Below are 16,287 nucleotides of genomic sequence, written 5' to 3'. Positions count from 1 at the left end.
TCCGGTAAGCCCGCTGGCACCACCATTCAGCCAATCGGCTAATGGCGCACGCTGCGCCCATGTGTAATGCTGCGCCGTGCAGGGCTTAGCTGCGCGCGGCCTTGACGGCTTTTGCGCCCGCGCGAGCGGGTGGTCTGAACAGTTTGACGGTGCGAATCGCCTGGTCGTCGCTGCGCATCACTTCGAGTTTCATCTCACCGATCTGCACGCACACGTCGCCGTCGGGAATCTCTTCGAGTATTTCGAGAATCAGCCCGTTGAGCGTCTTCGGTCCGTCGGTCGGCAGCGTGAGATGCAGCCAGCGGTTCAGTTCGCGCAACGGCATGCTGCCCGCAACGATACATTCGCCGCTCTCGTTCCAGCCGCCGCGCGAATTGGCGCTACGCGGAATCGACGTAGTGAATTCACCGATCAGCTCTTCGATGATGTCTTCCGGCGTGACCAGCCCTTGCAACTCGCCGTATTCGTTCACAACCAGCGCCGTGCGGTGACGGCTTTCCTGGAAGTACTGTAGTTGCTGGAATACCGGCGTGCCGCTCGGCACGAAATACGGCTCGGCCAGCAACTCGCGCAGCGTCTCGCGCTCCAGTTCCTGGTTGTGCAGGGCAGCCAGCGTTTTGCGCACGTGCAGCACGCCGAGCACCCGGTCGATGTCGCCTTGATAGACGATCAGCTTGTTGTGATAGCAGGTTTCCAGCTGATGCAGGATCTGTTCGAACGGCGCGTCGAAGTCGAGCGCTTCGATGCGGCGGCGCGGGATCATTACGTCGTCGACGGAGATGTTCTCGAGGTCGAACAGGTTCAACAGAATGCTGCGGTGCTTGGTCGGCATGAAGCTGCCTGATTCGAGCACGATGGTGCGCAACTCTTCGGTTGAGAGCCGCTGATCGTGCGCGCCTTTGGTATTGATATGCAGCACGCGCAAGATCGCGTTCGCGAACAGATTGACGAACCAGACGAGCGGCTTGCCGATCCGCATCATCGGTGCGATCAGCAGGCTGGCCGGTAGGGCGATCTTCTCAGGGAACGTCGCGCCGACGATTTTCGGCGTGATTTCCGCGAATACGATGATCAGGAACGCGACGATGCCGGTCGCGATCGACAGCACGACGTTATTGCGGCCGAACGTATGCAGTGCGATCGAGGTGGTGAGCACCGGAATGATCGTGTTGAAGAGATTGTTGCCGATCAGTACCACGCTCAGCAGCTGGTCGGTGTGCGCCAGAAGACCCTGAGTGGTCTTTGCGCCGAGCGCATTCTGGTTGGCAAGGTGTTTCAGACGATGACGGTTGATCGCCATCATCGCCGTTTCGGAAATCGAAAAGAAGCTGGAGCAGATAAGCAGCAGAAAGACGGCGCAGATCTGCGCCCATAAGGGAAGTTGTTCCACGCGTAGCGAAGGATAGAGGACGGGATGGAGAGAATATAGCAGAGGGGGCTGGACGAACCGCCCGCTTGGGTGGCCCGAAACGCGGCGGCGGTGCGCCTACCGCTCCCTCAGCGTGCGCACGAACACGCCTAGGGCGCGCATGAAGTCGGGCGTGAAGGTCGCTTCGGCGAGCCCGTCGGGGCGCACGCCTGCACCCTCCAGAAATGCCTCGCTTAGCGCGAGCAGCATGGGCGCCGAACCGTCGCGGCTGTCCCGTCGCGGTGCCTGCGCTAAGTCCGTCAAACCCTCAGGCACGCTCGCCGGGGTGAGTTTGACTGGCTCACCGTGGCGAAACGCGGCTTTTACTTGCGAATGTTCGCCGTATTGCGGAACCGCCATCGGCGCTACCCGAGCGGTACGTTCGATCGCTTGAGCAGGGTCGTCGAACGCCGGGACAGAGGGCGTTGCTGCGATTGCGATCTTGGCTGGCGTGCTGTTCGTTTGGTCGGGCGAATGCGCCTTTGCGATCTTTACGCGCAGAGGCGAACCTTGTCCCGGTGCATCGTCCCGCATGGCGAAACCGCGTAGTCCGTCCATGAGAGGGGCTTCAAAACCGCTGGCTGGCGAGCTGCCGGCAACGTCGGCGAATAAGTCCGATGAATTCGTATCGTTCGCGTGACTCCATCCACTCCGCGGAGAACCAAACAGCGCAAGCGGGTCGACTGGCATATCCAGTAGCCCGTCCAGGCCGGCGGAAGGCGGCTCGTCGTCCGTCAGGCCGTTCAGGCGGCCGAATCCTAAAGGATCCAGGGGCGGCGTTCCTCGCATGCCCGGCTTGTCCGCACTGTCTGCTCGTGACGGGTTCAAGTCCTGAGAAGCGGCGCTCGAGGGCCTTTGCAGCTGGAGGTCCCATGTCGGCGGCAACGTCTCGGCTGCCTGCAAGACATAACCGCCGATATTGACGATATCGCCTGACCGCACGCGGGTTTCCTGACCCGCGGCGACGAGCTTGCCATTTACCGTCAGCGTTGCGTGCCCGCTGGTGTTGAGCAGGTGCCACGCGTCCTCGTGCGCCCGCACGGCCGCGTGGCGGTCCGCGACGGCATGGTCGTCCGGAAGTCTGAGTACGTTGCCGGCTGCGCGGCCGATGTTGCCGCCCTGTGCATCGAAGCTTGCGCACGCGCCGTTCGCAAACGCTTTGCCGTGGCTGGCGAGAATAGTGAGCTTAAGAGTTGGCTGGAGCATCTTCGTGTTTCCTGCAGCGAGCGATTCTCACGGACATGAGAAGGCTTTCATTTGAGGTAGCTGGAACGGGTTGTAACTACTGCTTGCGGTCACGCGAAGCGCCAGTTTCCGGCCGCCGAAATCGAAGGTGGCAGTGAAGCTTTCGGGCGCGGCGCCCGGTGCGATGCGCGCCTTGTCGAAGAGTCGATAGAGCGCCCACGGCCCCTGAGTCTGCACGCCGTCGGAACCGTTTTGCGTGCTGATTTGCAGGCTGACAAGGCCTACGCCGCGCCCCCCCGGCCATTTGACCGCCATCGGCAGCGGTGGTCCGTGCGCATAGCGCATCGTCTGCCCGTCGACATCCAGCGTGTATTGTGTGATGCCCGGGTCGAGTTCCAACGGCGTCAGTTCGATCTGCAGCGACGGTGTCGCCGCGCCTGCGGCGAAAAAAACGTTGCGAATCGTCTCCGCGTTCTGGAAAGCGCCGATCAGACGGCTGTCCGCAATGGCTCTGCCGCTGGTGTCGCGCCGGAAGGTCCAGCGGCCGTCGCGCACGTCGATCTGCGACGCCAGATTCTTCTGGAAGAAACTGTCCATTAGCCCACCCGATGCGAACAACCGCGTGAAATCGTTCAGAGCGACGTCGCGGCTCGAGTCACGCGCAAACGGATAGCGCCCGGCGATGGCCTGACGGCACGCCGGGCCGAGGCTGCCTTGTGCATCCAACGCTACATTGCGCCGTGCTCCACCGCTCACCTGCGCCGCGCTCGCCTGTGACAGATCACTAAAAATCTTTCTTAGCGGTATGGGTAGACGCCCTGCGTCAGCCTGCAACTTATTGAAGACGTCGGTTTGTGGTGGCGGACTGCCGCTCGCCAGGGCAGCGTCGGCGGCTGTGAGATAGCTATACAGCTCGTCGAGCACACGCAGATTGCTTTCCAGCGGCGTGCCACCCGCCGGATTGCTGCCGCCTGCCATCAGACGCCGCAAGTTTTCGAAGTGACTGTCGACGATGCCTTCCGGTTTGTCGTCGGCAGGAGGCGACGACGACGCCGGCGAAGCACGGCCAAACATTGCGCTCAGCGATTCCCTCGCTTCACCGATGCGTTTTTGTAATGCTCCCGGAGCGGGCAGCTCGCTGTCGCCGCGCGTCCGAAGCAAAGTTGTTTCATCGGCGGCGGCTTGCAGGAATTGCTTGAGCGGCGAGTCGGGCGCCGACAAGGTGCGCGCGATCTGCATACTTTGCGCAAGCGACTGGCTATCCACGATGCTGAGGTCGTTCAGATAAGCGTCCCACACCTGGATGTAGTCGTTCAGGTAGGCGCGCCGGATTTCCAATGCGACGTGTGCGTTATCCATTGCCGGCGACGAACGCGTACCGAGAACCCATGGGTCTTCGCTTTGCAAGCGGGCAGTCGCCGAGGTAACGCGCGGCTCGAACACATCCCAGTAGCCGTGATAGGTGTAGAGGCCCGCAATGCCGTCGGTAAGCGGCTTGCCGCTTCTGCGTGTCAATACCAACGCCGTTTGCGGACCGCCGGCGCTGGCCACCGAGACGGGTGCGTTGCGCATGGTGCGCAGCAGTTCGCGGCGTAGCTGGTGGTACGCGCGTTGCGCGGGCGATTCGCGCGCGAGCCTTGCGCGTACCGCGTCGACAAGCGGTGCGTTGAACGCGTAAGGCGATACGACGACGCGCGACGCGAACAGGTTCGCGAGATGCGCTTCCAGACGCGTGCGCTCGTCTTGTGTCAAATCGGCGGGCAGCGCGCCGGCGGTGTCGAGGGTCAGCCACGCAGTGAGAAACCCGGCGTCGTAGTGGGATGCGTCGTAAAGCATCAGATAGGCCTTGAGCGCTTCATACGAATAGTCGGTGTCGTCGGGTGCTGCGTCGGCCAGCATGCGCTCGAGGCGTGCAGCGGCCTGCGGCAGCAGTTTTTCGTCGAGTGCGCGATGGTAGAGCGCGTTGCTTGCTTCGGTGATCCTGGCGCCTTGATAAAGGCCCATACCGTAACGCCAGCCAGTCGGTGCGTCGGGGTCGACCTGTTCGCTGCGCGGCAAGGCCCGCAGCGCGTCGAGCATCGGCGATAACGGTTGCAAGTCGCCGGTCGTGAGCGTAATGGGCCGCGCAGCCTGCTGATTGAACGCGAGCACGTGCGCGGAGACATCATCAAGGTAGGCGCGGTTGTGCGCATAACTGATTGCGCAGACGGCCAGCAGTCCGAGCAGCCCAACACTGACCACCGCAGCGATAACCGAGTGGACAATGAGACGCCGGCGTTGCGAGCCACGGCTTGGACCTGCAAATCCTGCATCGGCGAACACGGCATCGCGCAGCCATTGCTTCAGAAAGTAGCTCAGCTGTCCCGGCGGCTCGGCGGGCGCAGGTGGCGAATCGGCTATGCCCATCTGCAGCTTTGTCACCGGCTGCGCGCGATCGATACAAAGGCCGCCTTGCTGCGCGCTCGTGAAATAGACGCCACGCGACAGCAGATTGGTTTCAAGCGACGACGGTCGAAACAGCACCTCATAGAAATCGACCAGCGGTGTCTCGATGCTCGCGAACTGTTGCGGAAAGAGAAAGGCGCGCGCCCGGCTGTCGGCGTCGGGCTCGACGATCAGCACGTCGCGCAAGCCATCGGCCACGCGTTGCAACAGCGCTTGAAAAGCGTGACGGCAGGTCTCAGCCGGCGAACCGTCGCCGGATTCAAATGCGGCACCCCACGCCTGCGCACGGCCGTCGCGATTCAGACTGGAAAAGTAGGCGCGGAAACCGTCGAGACGATCCATCCGGGTGATGCATAGATAGACGGGTACGCGCATGCCGAGCGTGTGCTGCATCACTTGCAGAGGCTTTCGCAGGCGCGTTGCGTAGGCTGCGCGCCCGGCTTCGTCGAGTGTCAGCAACGCGTCTATGCCGACTGCAAGGATGACCCCGCTCAACGGCTGACGTGGACGATGCCGCCTGAGCAAGGTCAGCAACTCGCGCCATTCGGCGTCGCGGGTCTCTGTGGTATCGGCCGCGTCGAGATAGGCGCCGGGCGTATCGACGAGAATCGCATCGTTACTGAACCACCAGTCGCACTCGCGGGTCGGCTCCGCGCGCCGGCGGGCTGCGCGCGCGGCCTGCTCGGCGATCGACAGTTCGAGGCCGCCATTGAGCAGTGCGGCCGTTTTACCCGCTCCGGCGCTGCCCACGACCAGGTACCACGGCAGCCGGTACAGGTGCCTCCCGGTCAGTCTGTCGAACCATTCGACTGGCCGGCCGTCGGGGACGGCGGCGTGCCGCAGCACGTAGCGCGCATGATTGAAGCGCGCGCGCAGGTCGTCGAGGCGCTGGCGTTGCGCGTCGTCGGCGGGGTCGGTCTGCGGCGCCGAAGGTGCGCGACGCAACGGGGCAGGCAGTCCTGACTGGCGCATGCGCCGGACCAGCCGCCAGGCCCAGGCGAGCAGGACTAGGGCGATCAGCGCGTAACGGGATCTTTCTGTCTCCAAAGGACGTGTATCGCCGATCGCCAGCATCGAACCCACGACCCAGATCAGCGCGATGAGGAGCGCGATCCACACCAGACTTGCCCAATCGAGCTGGCGCAGCAGCCCTGCGAGCCATCCGGAAATACGTTTCAAGAGATTCATCGGTCCGCCGTCGGGGCAAGGTCCTGGCGCGCGGGCAAGGTGGGATATACCGCGATCTCGACCCGCCGGTTGCGAGCACGGCCGGCCATCGTCATGTTGCTGTCGATCGGTTGCTGGTCGCCACGTCCGGCGACTTTTACGGCGCGGCGTGTGTCGAGACCGGCCGACGTCAGCCATTGCCGCACGGCTTCGGCGCGCGCTAGTGACAACGCGAGATTCGATTGGAAGCGGCGATCGCGGATCGGCTGGTTGTCCGTGTGTCCAGTGATCAGAATGTCCCCCGGAACGCGATCGAGGGTGGTGGCAATATGACTGAGCACCGGCAACGCGGCCTCGTTCACGACAGCCGATCCGGAGTCGAACAGTCCGTCGCCACGCAGGGCGATGACGCTGCGATCGCCTTCGTCGCGCACCGCAAGGGCGCCGCTCCGCACGTCGGCTTCGAGCAACGCTGTCAGTGACGGGCCGCGGCTGAGCGCACGCTCCGACGTCACCTCGGGCAGGCGTATCGCATTGACCGCCGCATACGTGCGATCGCCGTATGCATTGGTTGCGAGCAGGAATGCGATGAAGCTCGCGCAGCCGAGTAAGGCGGCGCCTGCCAGCCACATCCATAGCGGCATCCCGCGGCGTAGTGCTCGCGACGGCGTGCGGTCGGTGGCGCGCCAATGTGGCGATAGCGGCTGCGCGTATCCACCTGTCGTCTCGTGCAGCAACTTGTGCAGCCGCCGCATCAGCGTTTCGAGTTGCGCGGCGCCGTTCTGAATCACGCGATAGCGTCCTTGAAATCCCAGCGCGAGACAGAAAAATTGCAGTTCGATGAGGTCACGGTGCTCACGCGGCTGCGTCGATAGACGAGCGAGCAGGTGGAAGAACTTTTCACCGCCCCACGTTTCGTTATGGAACGCGACGAGCAGACTGTGCGCGGACCATGCGCCGCTGCCGCCCCAAGGCGCGAGCGCGGCGGCTTCGTCGAGCGCGGTGCACAGGCAATAGCGCGCACCGACGATCGTTTCGATCGATACAGCCGCCTGCTGGGCACGCGTCTGAAAGCGACTGATTTCCGCGACCAGAAATGCCCGCAGCCGCTCCGGCGTCACCTTCGGGTTGAGGCGGATCTGCGCAAGCGCGTCGAGCAGCGGTTGCGCGGCGACGACCAGCGGGTTGGATGCATAAAACGAGGAGGGCGCAACAGATGGCGCGAACGGTGGCTCAAGCCGGGACCCGGGCGCTGACGCGGAAGCCGGCGATGACTGCGGTGTGCCTGTGTATTGCGCTGACGCGGCTGCAACGGATGACATGTTTATTCGCCTTTCTTTTGCATACATGAGATCAGGTGCGAATTGCCCAGCATTCCATCGTCAATCCCGGCAGGTCGCCGGCCACGTGCAAAGCGAGGCCGCCGGACTGTTCGAGCTGTTTCCAGAGTTCGCCCCCGCCGTCGAGTTCGAAATAGTGATAGCCCGCGTTGTAGGGGATCTGCCGCGGCGCGACCGGCAAGCTGCGCATGGCGATGCCGGGTAACTGCAGGTGCACCAGTTCCGCGAGCCGCTCGACCGGGCCGATCTTCACTTGAGCCGGATAGCGTGTACGCACGGTCTCGGCGGGCAGATCCGCATGCACCGCAAGCACGAAACCGGCATGGTGCAGAAGCTCGACACTAGGAATCTGTGCGACCCAGACGCGGTGCGCGCGCTCCTGCAATTCGAGTGCAATGGCGTTCTGTTCGAGAACGGTCGACAGCGCGCGACGCAACTCGGCCATCAGGGGCCCGAAACTTCCTTGCAAATCGTCGTGTTGATAGCTGGGATATAGCGCCGGCCGCCGCTCGTCGGTGGTGTAGGTGGACAGCTCGAACGCAAGGCGCAGCCATTGCAGAAAGAGGTGCTCCGGATGCAGGTGGGGCGTATGCAGCGCGTGCCATGTCTCGGCCTGCGCACGGTTGATCAGCGCGAGCAGCAGAAACTCCGCGAGCTCGGCCACACCGCCGCGGCCAGGCCGGGACTGACGCTGCGCGAGCGCTTCGCCCCGCTGTTCGAGCAGCCCGTGCAGTTCGCGCAGGTATTGGCCAAGCACCGGGTGCTGGTCCGCGCTCAGCATCGGTGGAATGTAGTGCTTGTCGAGCACCAGTTGACGATCGTTGCGCCGCTCCAGTACGCGCAGCAAACCGATGGCATGCCATTGGCTGTCGAGCTCGGAGGCGAGTATGAGACGCATGCGCGGCCGGGCCAGTTGCACGGCGGCAGGCCCCAGCGCAACCGCGTTGCTATCGGCGATGTCGCGCGAATACACGGCGTAACGCGCGAGCGATCCGGCATGCTCTTCGAAGATCGTGTCGTCGGCACCGGCTCGCCTGCGTGGAAGTGCGAGCAGCACCGTGACGTCTTTTGCGTCGGGTGGGACGTCGAGCGGCGCCGGCAAGTCGTCGGGCTCGATCAGCAGAAACGGTGTGCCGTCGGGCAGCACCCCTTGCGCGTTCGAGAGCGCCACTTTGCCGAGCGCCAGTGCATCGTGATCGATCTCGACGCTATGGAAACCCCAGAACGCGCCTTGAGATGCCAGGCAGCGCTGCTGTACATAGGCTTCGACGTAACGTTCGAGCTGCTGGAAATGCTGGGGCCGCAGAAACATGCCTTCCGACCAGACAACTTTGCTGCGGGCCGCGCCGCCGTTTTTGAGTGGCGAGTGTTCGTACTTCATCGGTGTGCCCAGTCCATGGTTCTAACGATCAGGCCGTTGCTGAGTTTCACTTGCACGACAAGCCGCTCGTGAGTGAACGGCCAGAATGAAAACGTGCTGCCCGCGCCGTCGGCGGGGAGTGCGTAGGTTGCTTTCCAGGTGTGCCGGTCGAGTTCGCGATAGCCTGCGACGACACCGAGCGCCCGCACGCCGGGGTCGGCGATTCGCTGGATCAGCTTGCGCTCTCCCGGCAGCAGGATGATTTGCTCGAACGAGACGAGGTCGTCGGCCAACACCGCCTTGGCGCGATCCTGCAAGGACGGGAAGTCGCTCGCTTCGAATGCGGCGGTCGATTTCAGCGTGTAAAGGCCGACCAGAATCGGCGCAGGCCGGCCCTGGCCGTCAGGATTTACGTTGAATGCCGCTTCGAAATACAGGTCGCAGGCACGCGCTTCAGGCTTGGGCTGCGTTGCGCATGCGCCGGCTAGAAGGGCGACGCTTAAGGCGAGAAAAAGGCGCAAGCGCTTCATCGAGGTGCGATCCTGTGAGGCGCTTAGCCGGCCAGATTCAGAATGTGCGTCTGGCTCGGCGATGTGCCGGTGCCGATCGCGTTGGTCGCGTTCTGCTGGGTGGGGTCGGTCATGCGAGTGGTCGGCATGCCGTGCAGCAACACCGTGTTGGCGCCGTTGATGTTGCGCGAACTCGCGCATACGGTGCCCGAGATGACGCCGCCCATCGAGCCCGGTGCATCGCCGCTCGTGACGGGGATGATGGTGGCGAGGTTGTGAGCTGGAGCGGCGGCGATCAGGATATTGCTGACATTGGGAATTGCCTGGGGACGCTGCGCGTTGTTGTCGTAAGCGATCGGGACGCCGACAGGCGGCGTCAGGTTCACGCATACGGCGTCGTTGGCGCCGCCTGCGCTCGAGTTGACCATCACCATTGTTTTCTCCTATCCCAGGTGAATCTGTTCGGCATCCAGCTTCGACAGGTGCTCGGCGCTCAGCAGGGTGTTCTTGCCGTGCAGGCGCACGCTTTCGGACGCTGCGTAGTCGATATGTGCGGCGCGCAGATGGTCGATGGTTTCAATCGAGCGGAAACTGGTCTTGCTGATTTGCACGACGCGCTCGACCACTGCTTCGATGGTTTTGCCGAGCAGACGCACGAGGCCGACGCGCCCTTCGAGTTCATCGCAGACGAACGTACTTTTTGCGGACGAGAGTTCTGCGTCGTGCGTCGTGACGGCAAAGCGCTCACTGTTCAATGCAATGTTGCGCGCCGCACTGAGGTGCACGTCGCCGGCTGCGTCGATGCGCAGGTCGCCTTCGATGTGGATGCGCGTCTCGCTGCCCGTCACACGTTCAAGTACTGCGAGCACGTAGCCGTGCCGCGGACCATTGCTGCAGACCACCACGCGATCGCGGATGACCGGCGCAATCAGGCAACTGAACGCTCGCTTGCATGTCTGCAGTGCGCCATCGTCGCCGGTCACCAGCAATACGTCGTCATGCAGGACGGCGATTACCGTGCCAATACTGTTGTCGGTGCGTTCGGAACCGGTGTCCGGCGCAGGCACGCGCCGTTGCGCTGCGGTTGTTGTCATGACTGCTCCTTGGGGAATGTGCGTCGGCGAGCGTCCCGGTGTTTCGACCATTCCTGCGCGGCGGCCAAGGCGGGTTCATGGTCGATTACGCCTGGCCGGCCGGGATGGTTCGCTGGTTCGGCGGCCTTGGCGCCGTGAAAGGCAGTGCGTGCGAATGCCGCTTCGTGAAAATCCGCACCGGCTAGTTCGGCGTATGAAAAGTCAGCCGCACTCAGGCGCGCTCGAACGAAGCGCGCGCCTGCGGCATCGGCACGTTGAAATACAGCGCCGCATAAATCGGCGTCTGAGAAGTCGGTGTGTCGCACACGTGCATCGACCCAGATGCTGTTGTCCAATCGCGCGTGGCCACACCGTGCATGACTGACGTCCGCGTCGAAGAAAATGGCGGATGACGCTTGCGCATGCTCAAGCACCACGTGTTCGAGCCTCGCGCCCTGAAAATTGCAGTTGGCCAGACTGGCCGACGTGAGATCGGCCCCGCTCAGGTCGACGGCGACGAACTGGCAGCGGACGAACGTCTGGCCGCTCAGATGCTGCCCGCCGAGGTTCGATTCCGTGAACACGACACGATCGAATCCCGTGCGTGCAAAGGCGACGTCTCGCAGATCGAGCCGGTAGAAGAAGCACCGTTGTAGACGGGTTTGGGAGAAATCAGCCCCACGCAACGGCGTCTCGTCAAAGAAGCCTCGATCAATTTGCGCGCCGTCGAACCGGCACGCCTGAAGGTCGGTATGCAGACACACGAAGCCTCTGGCGCGCATGTCACTGAAGCGAGTCCCGCTGGCGCACGTTCCATTCAGACGACATTCGTCGAGCAGACTGCCGGACAGATCCGAGCGGATCAGCGCACCGTTGATGAACACGCTTTTCGACAGATCCGCGCCGTGCAGGTCGACGTTGGTGAACACGCACTCGTTGAAGATGCTCTCGGCGAAGCGGGCTTGCGAAAGCCGTGTGCCGTCGAATACAACGTTCTCGAAGATGCCGCCCGACAGGTCGCACTGCTCCAGAGCCAGTGCGCCGATCGACCGGTTGCTTATCGTCTCGCCGTTGCGTACCGCCCGCTGCAATTGTTCGCGCTCGGACATCATGGGGTCGCCTTGCGCAACGGATGAAATATGGTCTGTTCGAGATAGGCACGATCGAGTCGTGTGGACTTGCTGATCCCGGCTTCGGCGAGATTGGCGCGGAACAGGTTTGCTTCGTCGAAATTGGCGCCGTGCAGCACCGCGCGGCGCATTTGCGCACCAATCAGGTCGGCGCCCGTGAGGCTGGCGCCCGTCAGGTCGGCGCGCACCATATAGCCGCCGTCGAACTTCGCATCGCGCAGGTCTGCATGCTGCAGATCGGCATCCGAGAAGTCGCATTGGGAGATCGTTGCAGCGCTGAAAGACGCGTTCCGGGCCTGTGTTTGCCGCAAGTTAACTTCGATCAGCAACGCCTGAGAGAAGTCCGCGCGTTCCAGCACGGTGTTTTTCGCGAAACACGCCTTGCGAAGGTGCGCGTGGTCGAAACGAATCTGATCTGCGACGGTCTCGACGAAACCAAAGCCTTCGATGTCTGCGGATGTGAAAGCGGCGCGCTCGAGCCGGCATTGGATGAACGCGAGCTTGCGAAGCTTCGCCGCCCGCAGGATCACGTCGACGAATGACTGGTCGATGAAGACTAGTTCGCTCAGCCTGGCTTCGCTGAAGTCAACGGTGTCGAAGCGGCAGCCGCTGAACTGAACTTGTTTCGCCGATGCACGCCTCGCGTTGCAGTGCCGCCAGACTGCGCGTTCGAACAGGCAGCGGTCGAGGACGGCTTCGCTGAAGTCGGTCCTTTCACAATCGGTGAGCGCCAGGTTGGCGCCTGTCAGATCGGCCTTGGCGAACACGGTCCCGGTGAGGGCGGCGCGCGCAATAACCGCGTCGCGCAAGTTAGCGCCAGTCAGGTCGGTGCCGCTCAGGTCGGCGCTTTCGAGCAGCGCACCGGCTAGGTCAGCGCCGCGCAGATTCATTCTGCTCAGATCGGCGCCGGTGAGATCGAGGCCGGCAAGCGATTCGCCGCGGCCACGGCAGGCGGCGACGCGTTCGCGCAGCACGGTGGACGCCGCACTGTCGAGTCGCGGTGCGGCTTCCTGATAGTGGGCTGCCTGCAGGTAGGCCGCGCGCAGTTTGCGCTCTGCCTCCCGTTCCAGCTCTTGCATGCCAGACGGCGCATCGTGCGGGGCGCGATGGCTCGCGAAAGAACGGGGCGGCCCGCGTCTTGCAGACGCGTTGCGGTCCGCCTCGAATCCGGGGTGCTCGGCCTCGATTCGCTGACGCGTCTGTTCGAGCGCAGCCAACTGGGCCTCGGCGAGTTGTTCGTTGCGCTCGACGAACTCGGCCAGTTCGTCGAGACGTGGTGTCCGTGCGGCGGCCGGTTCCATTGAAGGGATGACGACGCCGCTCGCGGCAGCGCGTTTGGTCTGCTCAAGGGCGCGCTGCCGCAGATTGCGTTGCAATGCGCCGATCGATGGTTCGGCGTGTGTGCCGTCCGTGGCAACTAGCAGTGCTTGTGGCGCGAGGTCATGGTCGCGCAGGGCGTGCAATGCGCCGCGTTTGCTGTCCATGCGAAGATCGAACACGCGCCGATAGTGCGTCTCGCTGCGCGCGTCGTGGTCGTATTCGGCGGCGAGCAGCAGATTCGCGACGTCTTGCGCGTCGAATTCTTCGATTCGGGCCGTGCCGTGAAAAATCATGATGGCCCGTTCCCGGTGCGGAATGAACCACACAGTCGTTAGCCGCATGACGATTTCGGACAATTCAGACTCGTGTGTGCGCTGCAGGAAGCAGCGCGCGCGCAGTGGCGGCAAGGTGCCGGCCAACCTCGGGCGATCCGGGTGCAGATGGATCAATTCATACGCAGCGCCTGGCGGCAGCGAAGCGAAGTGGGGGAATTGCTGATCCGGAGGCGCAACGTTGAAATAGCTCGGATCCATCGTGCGCGGAAAACCGGGGCAGTCCTCTTCGAGCCACTGCGGGTCCATCTCGCCGTATAGCGCGCGGCGCTGCGGCCAGTCAGCGGCGATCGGCGTAAAAGCCGCCGGCGTGGCGCGGCGCTCGCGCGTGCTGATCGGCGTGTCCGGGTGCTCGATCTGAGCAGGCGGCGAGGCTCCCTCCGGCGACCTTGGGGGAAAACCGATTCCGCGTGGATTGTCGGCGCAGCCCGGGCCGCCATAGGCGAGTGGCCAGTCGACAGGCAAGCATTCGAAAGGCGCGGCTTGCGACGGTACATCGCCGTTCCACTCACGCGCGCCCCACACCCGCAATTGCTTGCTTAGACCTGCAAAGCGAACGTCGACACGGCACGTATTGGCCGCGTCGCAATACTTGCCGTAGGCGCGTCCCGCTACGAGAAACTCGGCATGCTGCTTGGGCAATGCGGCGTCGAGCGCATAGCCGTACAGTTCTTCGCCAACGGTATTCCACAACTCCGACTCGCTTACGAGGCGAGGCGCATCGCCGAGCGTCACCATCACCGGTATCGCGATACCAAGATGTTCGCTGCCGGCCGAACGGTACGCGCGGGTCAGGATGCCGACGGGAGTGGGTTTGATGATTTTCATCGGATATCAGAAGGTCACCGAAAATCCGACGGTGGTGAATGACACGCCGACCGCGCTAACGCTCGATCCCGTGCTGCTGACCGACGATCCGGTCGTGGACACCGCGCTGCCGGTGGCACCGACCATCGACCCCGTCGCATTCACGTTCGATCCGGTCGCACTGACGCTCGAGCCGATAGCTGCGATGCTCGACCCGGTCACCGCGACGACCGAGCCGGTCAGCGCGATCTGATCCGTGGTGATGAGCGTTTGGGTACCTATCACGATCGAAGTGGAACTACCGCTGACCGTGACGGCCGAGTTGCCGCCGACGGTGCTTGTGGAGTTGGCGCCCACGCTGGTTGTCGAGTTGCTGGCGACGCTCAGGCTGTGGTCGCAGCCCACGCTTTGCGTCAGGTTACTGGTGACCTCAAGCGCGTGGTTGTTGCCCACGGTGTGGATCGAATCGTTCGCGACCTTCAGGTTGTAGTTGCGACCGACGGCATGCGTCTCGTCGTTCACAACCTCCGCCTGGTAGTTGTTGCCGACCTTGCGGGTCTCGTTGCTGGCGATCGACGCGGCGAGGTCGTTGCCGACCGATACGGTGTAGTCACGGCCGACGCCGCGCGTGGCATCGTTGTTCACGGTGACGGCTTCGTTACCGCCGACCTGACGCGTCGCGTTGTTCTCGACCGAGACGTCGTAGTTGCGTTCAGCGTGAAGTGCAATTTGCTCCGCGCCCTGTTTGTCTTCGAAGCGCAGCATGTTCGCGTTGGCGCTGCTGCCGCCTGGTGTACGCGTGACGAAGCCGCTTTGCGTGGCCGCCTCGGGTAGCGCGAAAGGCGGCATCTGATCGGCGTTGTAAATGCGCCCGGTGATGACCGGACGGTCGAGTGCGCCGTTGAGAAAATCGACCACCACTTCCTGGCCGATTCGCGGAATATGAATGCTGCCGAAGCCGGCGCCGGCCCACGCGTCGGACACGCGAATCCAGCACGAGCTGTTTTCGTCGCCCGTGCCGTAGCGGTCCCAGCGGAAGTGCACTTTCACGCGGCCGTATTGGTCGGTCCAGATATCCTGGCCTGCAGGGCCTACCACCACGGCGGTCTGTGGACCGGTGGCCTTGGGCACCGGCGTGGTGCTCGGCGCTCGAAACGGCAGCGACGAGGGCTGAGCGACGAGATCGAATTCGTATTGCGCGTGGCCGCTGCCGCTTGCATAGCCGCCTTCCTGCAGGCGGTAGCTCACGCCTACAAGCAGATATTCACGGTTTTCGGCTTGCCGCGGGCAGTTTTGCAGCGTGAAGCGATAACCCGGCGCGGCTTCACGCAAGCGGGTGTGAGCCTGCACGCGTGCGTTTTGTGCCTGCTCCTCTTCGAGACGCATGCGCGCGTAATGCTCGCCCTGCTCCGGTTCGATGTAGCCGTTTTGCCACGAATACCTGGCGTAGCCGCCATGCTCGGCACTCGAAGATTGGGCTCGCATCTGCGAGAGATCGGCTCGCGGCTTGCGAAAGTCGTAATCGTCGACGGCGTAGGCGCCCGCGCTCATCTGGGTGGCGGGGCGCCACAGGTCGATGCCTTCTTCGCGCGGTAGCGCGAGGCGGTCGGGAGACTGATACGGCAGTGTTGCGTGCTCCGGCAACGGGTCGTGCGCGCTGGTGTCGTCGGCAAGCACCAGCACCTGTTGGCCGGCTTCGTGGCGGAAGTAGTAATAGATGCCTTCCTGCTCCATCAGCCGGCTAACGAAGTTGAAGTCGCTTTCCTGGTACTGTACGCAATAGTCCCAGCGGCGATAGCTTGCGAGCAGGCGTTCTTCGACGGTAAAGCCATATTTGTCGACGACCTCGCGCAGAATCTCGACCGCTGTGCGGTTCTGGAAAATGCGGCAGTCGGTGGTTTTCGTCAGATACCACAACCACGGCCGCAGCGTGACGGCATAGATGTAGGTGCGCGGCGTATTGGTCTCGCGCCCGGCGAATTCGCAACGCACGATCTGGCCGCCGAGGTAGCGCGTACGGCCGTTGAGTGTGGTGATGTGGAGCGTCAGTGGCTTGCCGAGCAGCGCGTTCATATCGAGCGAAGCGGACGGGCTCACCAGTTCCACGTTGAATTCATACAGCGCCGACAGCGTCTCCTCGCCGCGTAGCGAACGGAATCGAAGCGTCTGCGGATCGAGCGGTGTGTGCGCGGTGATGATGTGGTTCATGGC

At 63.3% G+C, this 16,287-nt stretch carries 11 protein-coding genes; all 11 read right to left on the bottom strand.

The window, feature by feature from the left end:
- Positions 1-85: 85 nt before the first annotated feature.
- Positions 86-1,390 carry an HlyC/CorC family transporter gene (locus tag KHO31_RS16035; protein ID WP_201076852.1) on the bottom strand — a complete coding sequence of 435 codons (1,305 nt, stop codon included), beginning with the start codon at positions 1,388-1,390 and terminating at the stop codon, positions 86-88.
- A 96-nt stretch (positions 1,391-1,486) separates the two neighbouring features.
- Positions 1,487-2,614, bottom strand: coding sequence for an FHA domain-containing protein (locus KHO31_RS16030; protein ID WP_201076850.1), 1,128 nt, complete (start codon positions 2,612-2,614; stop codon positions 1,487-1,489).
- A 27-nt stretch (positions 2,615-2,641) separates the two neighbouring features.
- Positions 2,642-6,226, bottom strand: a complete 3,585-nt coding sequence (gene tssM, locus KHO31_RS16025; RefSeq protein WP_211623694.1) for a type VI secretion system membrane subunit TssM — start codon at positions 6,224-6,226, stop codon at positions 2,642-2,644.
- On the bottom strand, positions 6,223-7,527 hold the full coding sequence (gene tssL, locus KHO31_RS16020) for a type VI secretion system protein TssL, long form (protein WP_211623693.1): 1,305 nt from the start codon (positions 7,525-7,527) through the stop codon (positions 6,223-6,225). The genes tssM and tssL overlap by 4 nt, the downstream gene beginning before the upstream one ends.
- 31 nt (positions 7,528-7,558) lie before the next feature.
- Positions 7,559-8,926, bottom strand: coding sequence for a type VI secretion system baseplate subunit TssK (gene tssK / locus KHO31_RS16015; protein ID WP_201076834.1), 1,368 nt, complete (start codon positions 8,924-8,926; stop codon positions 7,559-7,561).
- Positions 8,923-9,435, bottom strand: a complete 513-nt coding sequence (tssJ, locus tag KHO31_RS16010) for a type VI secretion system lipoprotein TssJ (RefSeq protein WP_201076827.1) — start codon at positions 9,433-9,435, stop codon at positions 8,923-8,925. The genes tssK and tssJ overlap by 4 nt, the downstream gene beginning before the upstream one ends.
- 23 nt (positions 9,436-9,458) lie before the next feature.
- A complete protein-coding gene (locus KHO31_RS16005) occupies positions 9,459-9,848 on the bottom strand; it encodes a DUF4150 domain-containing protein (protein WP_201076818.1) in 390 nt (129 codons plus the stop codon).
- A 9-nt stretch (positions 9,849-9,857) separates the two neighbouring features.
- Positions 9,858-10,508, bottom strand: coding sequence for a DUF3540 domain-containing protein (locus tag KHO31_RS16000; protein WP_201076816.1), 651 nt, complete (start codon positions 10,506-10,508; stop codon positions 9,858-9,860).
- Entirely contained in the window at positions 10,505-11,599 is a 1,095-nt protein-coding gene (locus KHO31_RS15995) for a pentapeptide repeat-containing protein (protein ID WP_201076814.1), read from the bottom strand. Before KHO31_RS15995 ends, KHO31_RS16000 begins: the two co-directional genes overlap by 4 nt.
- The gene (locus tag KHO31_RS15990; RefSeq protein ID WP_201076808.1) at positions 11,596-14,097 is read right to left on the bottom strand and encodes a DUF2169 family type VI secretion system accessory protein; all 2,502 of its coding nucleotides are present in this window, start codon (positions 14,095-14,097) and stop codon (positions 11,596-11,598) included. The genes KHO31_RS15995 and KHO31_RS15990 overlap by 4 nt, the downstream gene beginning before the upstream one ends.
- Positions 14,098-14,103: 6 nt before the next feature.
- On the bottom strand, positions 14,104-16,284 hold the full coding sequence (locus KHO31_RS15985; RefSeq protein WP_201076801.1) for a type VI secretion system Vgr family protein: 2,181 nt from the start codon (positions 16,282-16,284) through the stop codon (positions 14,104-14,106).
- Between the last annotated feature and the right edge of the window lie 3 nt (positions 16,285-16,287).

This window comes from Paraburkholderia domus (assembly GCF_905220705.1).
Taxonomy (GTDB): Bacteria; Pseudomonadota; Gammaproteobacteria; order Burkholderiales; family Burkholderiaceae; genus Paraburkholderia; species Paraburkholderia domus.
This window is presented reverse-complemented; position numbering and strand designations above follow the sequence as displayed.

Bases quoted from the DNA above. Each gene is read 5' to 3' on its own strand.
- KHO31_RS15995 (WP_201076814.1), bottom strand. From the start codon at position 11,599: ATGATGTCCGAGCGCGAACAATTGCAGCGGGCGGTACGCAACGGCGAG.
- KHO31_RS15985 (WP_201076801.1), bottom strand. From the start codon at position 16,284: ATGAACCACATCATCACCGCGCACACACCGCTCGATCCGCAGACGCTT.
- tssJ (WP_201076827.1), bottom strand. From the start codon at position 9,435: ATGAAGCGCTTGCGCCTTTTTCTCGCCTTAAGCGTCGCCCTTCTAGCC.
- tssL (WP_211623693.1), bottom strand. From the start codon at position 7,527: ATGTCATCCGTTGCAGCCGCGTCAGCGCAATACACAGGCACACCGCAG.
- KHO31_RS16005 (WP_201076818.1), bottom strand. From the start codon at position 9,848: ATGGTGATGGTCAACTCGAGCGCAGGCGGCGCCAACGACGCCGTATGC.
- tssK (WP_201076834.1), bottom strand. From the start codon at position 8,926: ATGAAGTACGAACACTCGCCACTCAAAAACGGCGGCGCGGCCCGCAGC.
- tssM (WP_211623694.1), bottom strand. From the start codon at position 6,226: ATGAATCTCTTGAAACGTATTTCCGGATGGCTCGCAGGGCTGCTGCGC.
- KHO31_RS16030 (WP_201076850.1), bottom strand. From the start codon at position 2,614: ATGCTCCAGCCAACTCTTAAGCTCACTATTCTCGCCAGCCACGGCAAA.
- KHO31_RS16000 (WP_201076816.1), bottom strand. From the start codon at position 10,508: ATGACAACAACCGCAGCGCAACGGCGCGTGCCTGCGCCGGACACCGGT.
- KHO31_RS15990 (WP_201076808.1), bottom strand. From the start codon at position 14,097: ATGAAAATCATCAAACCCACTCCCGTCGGCATCCTGACCCGCGCGTAC.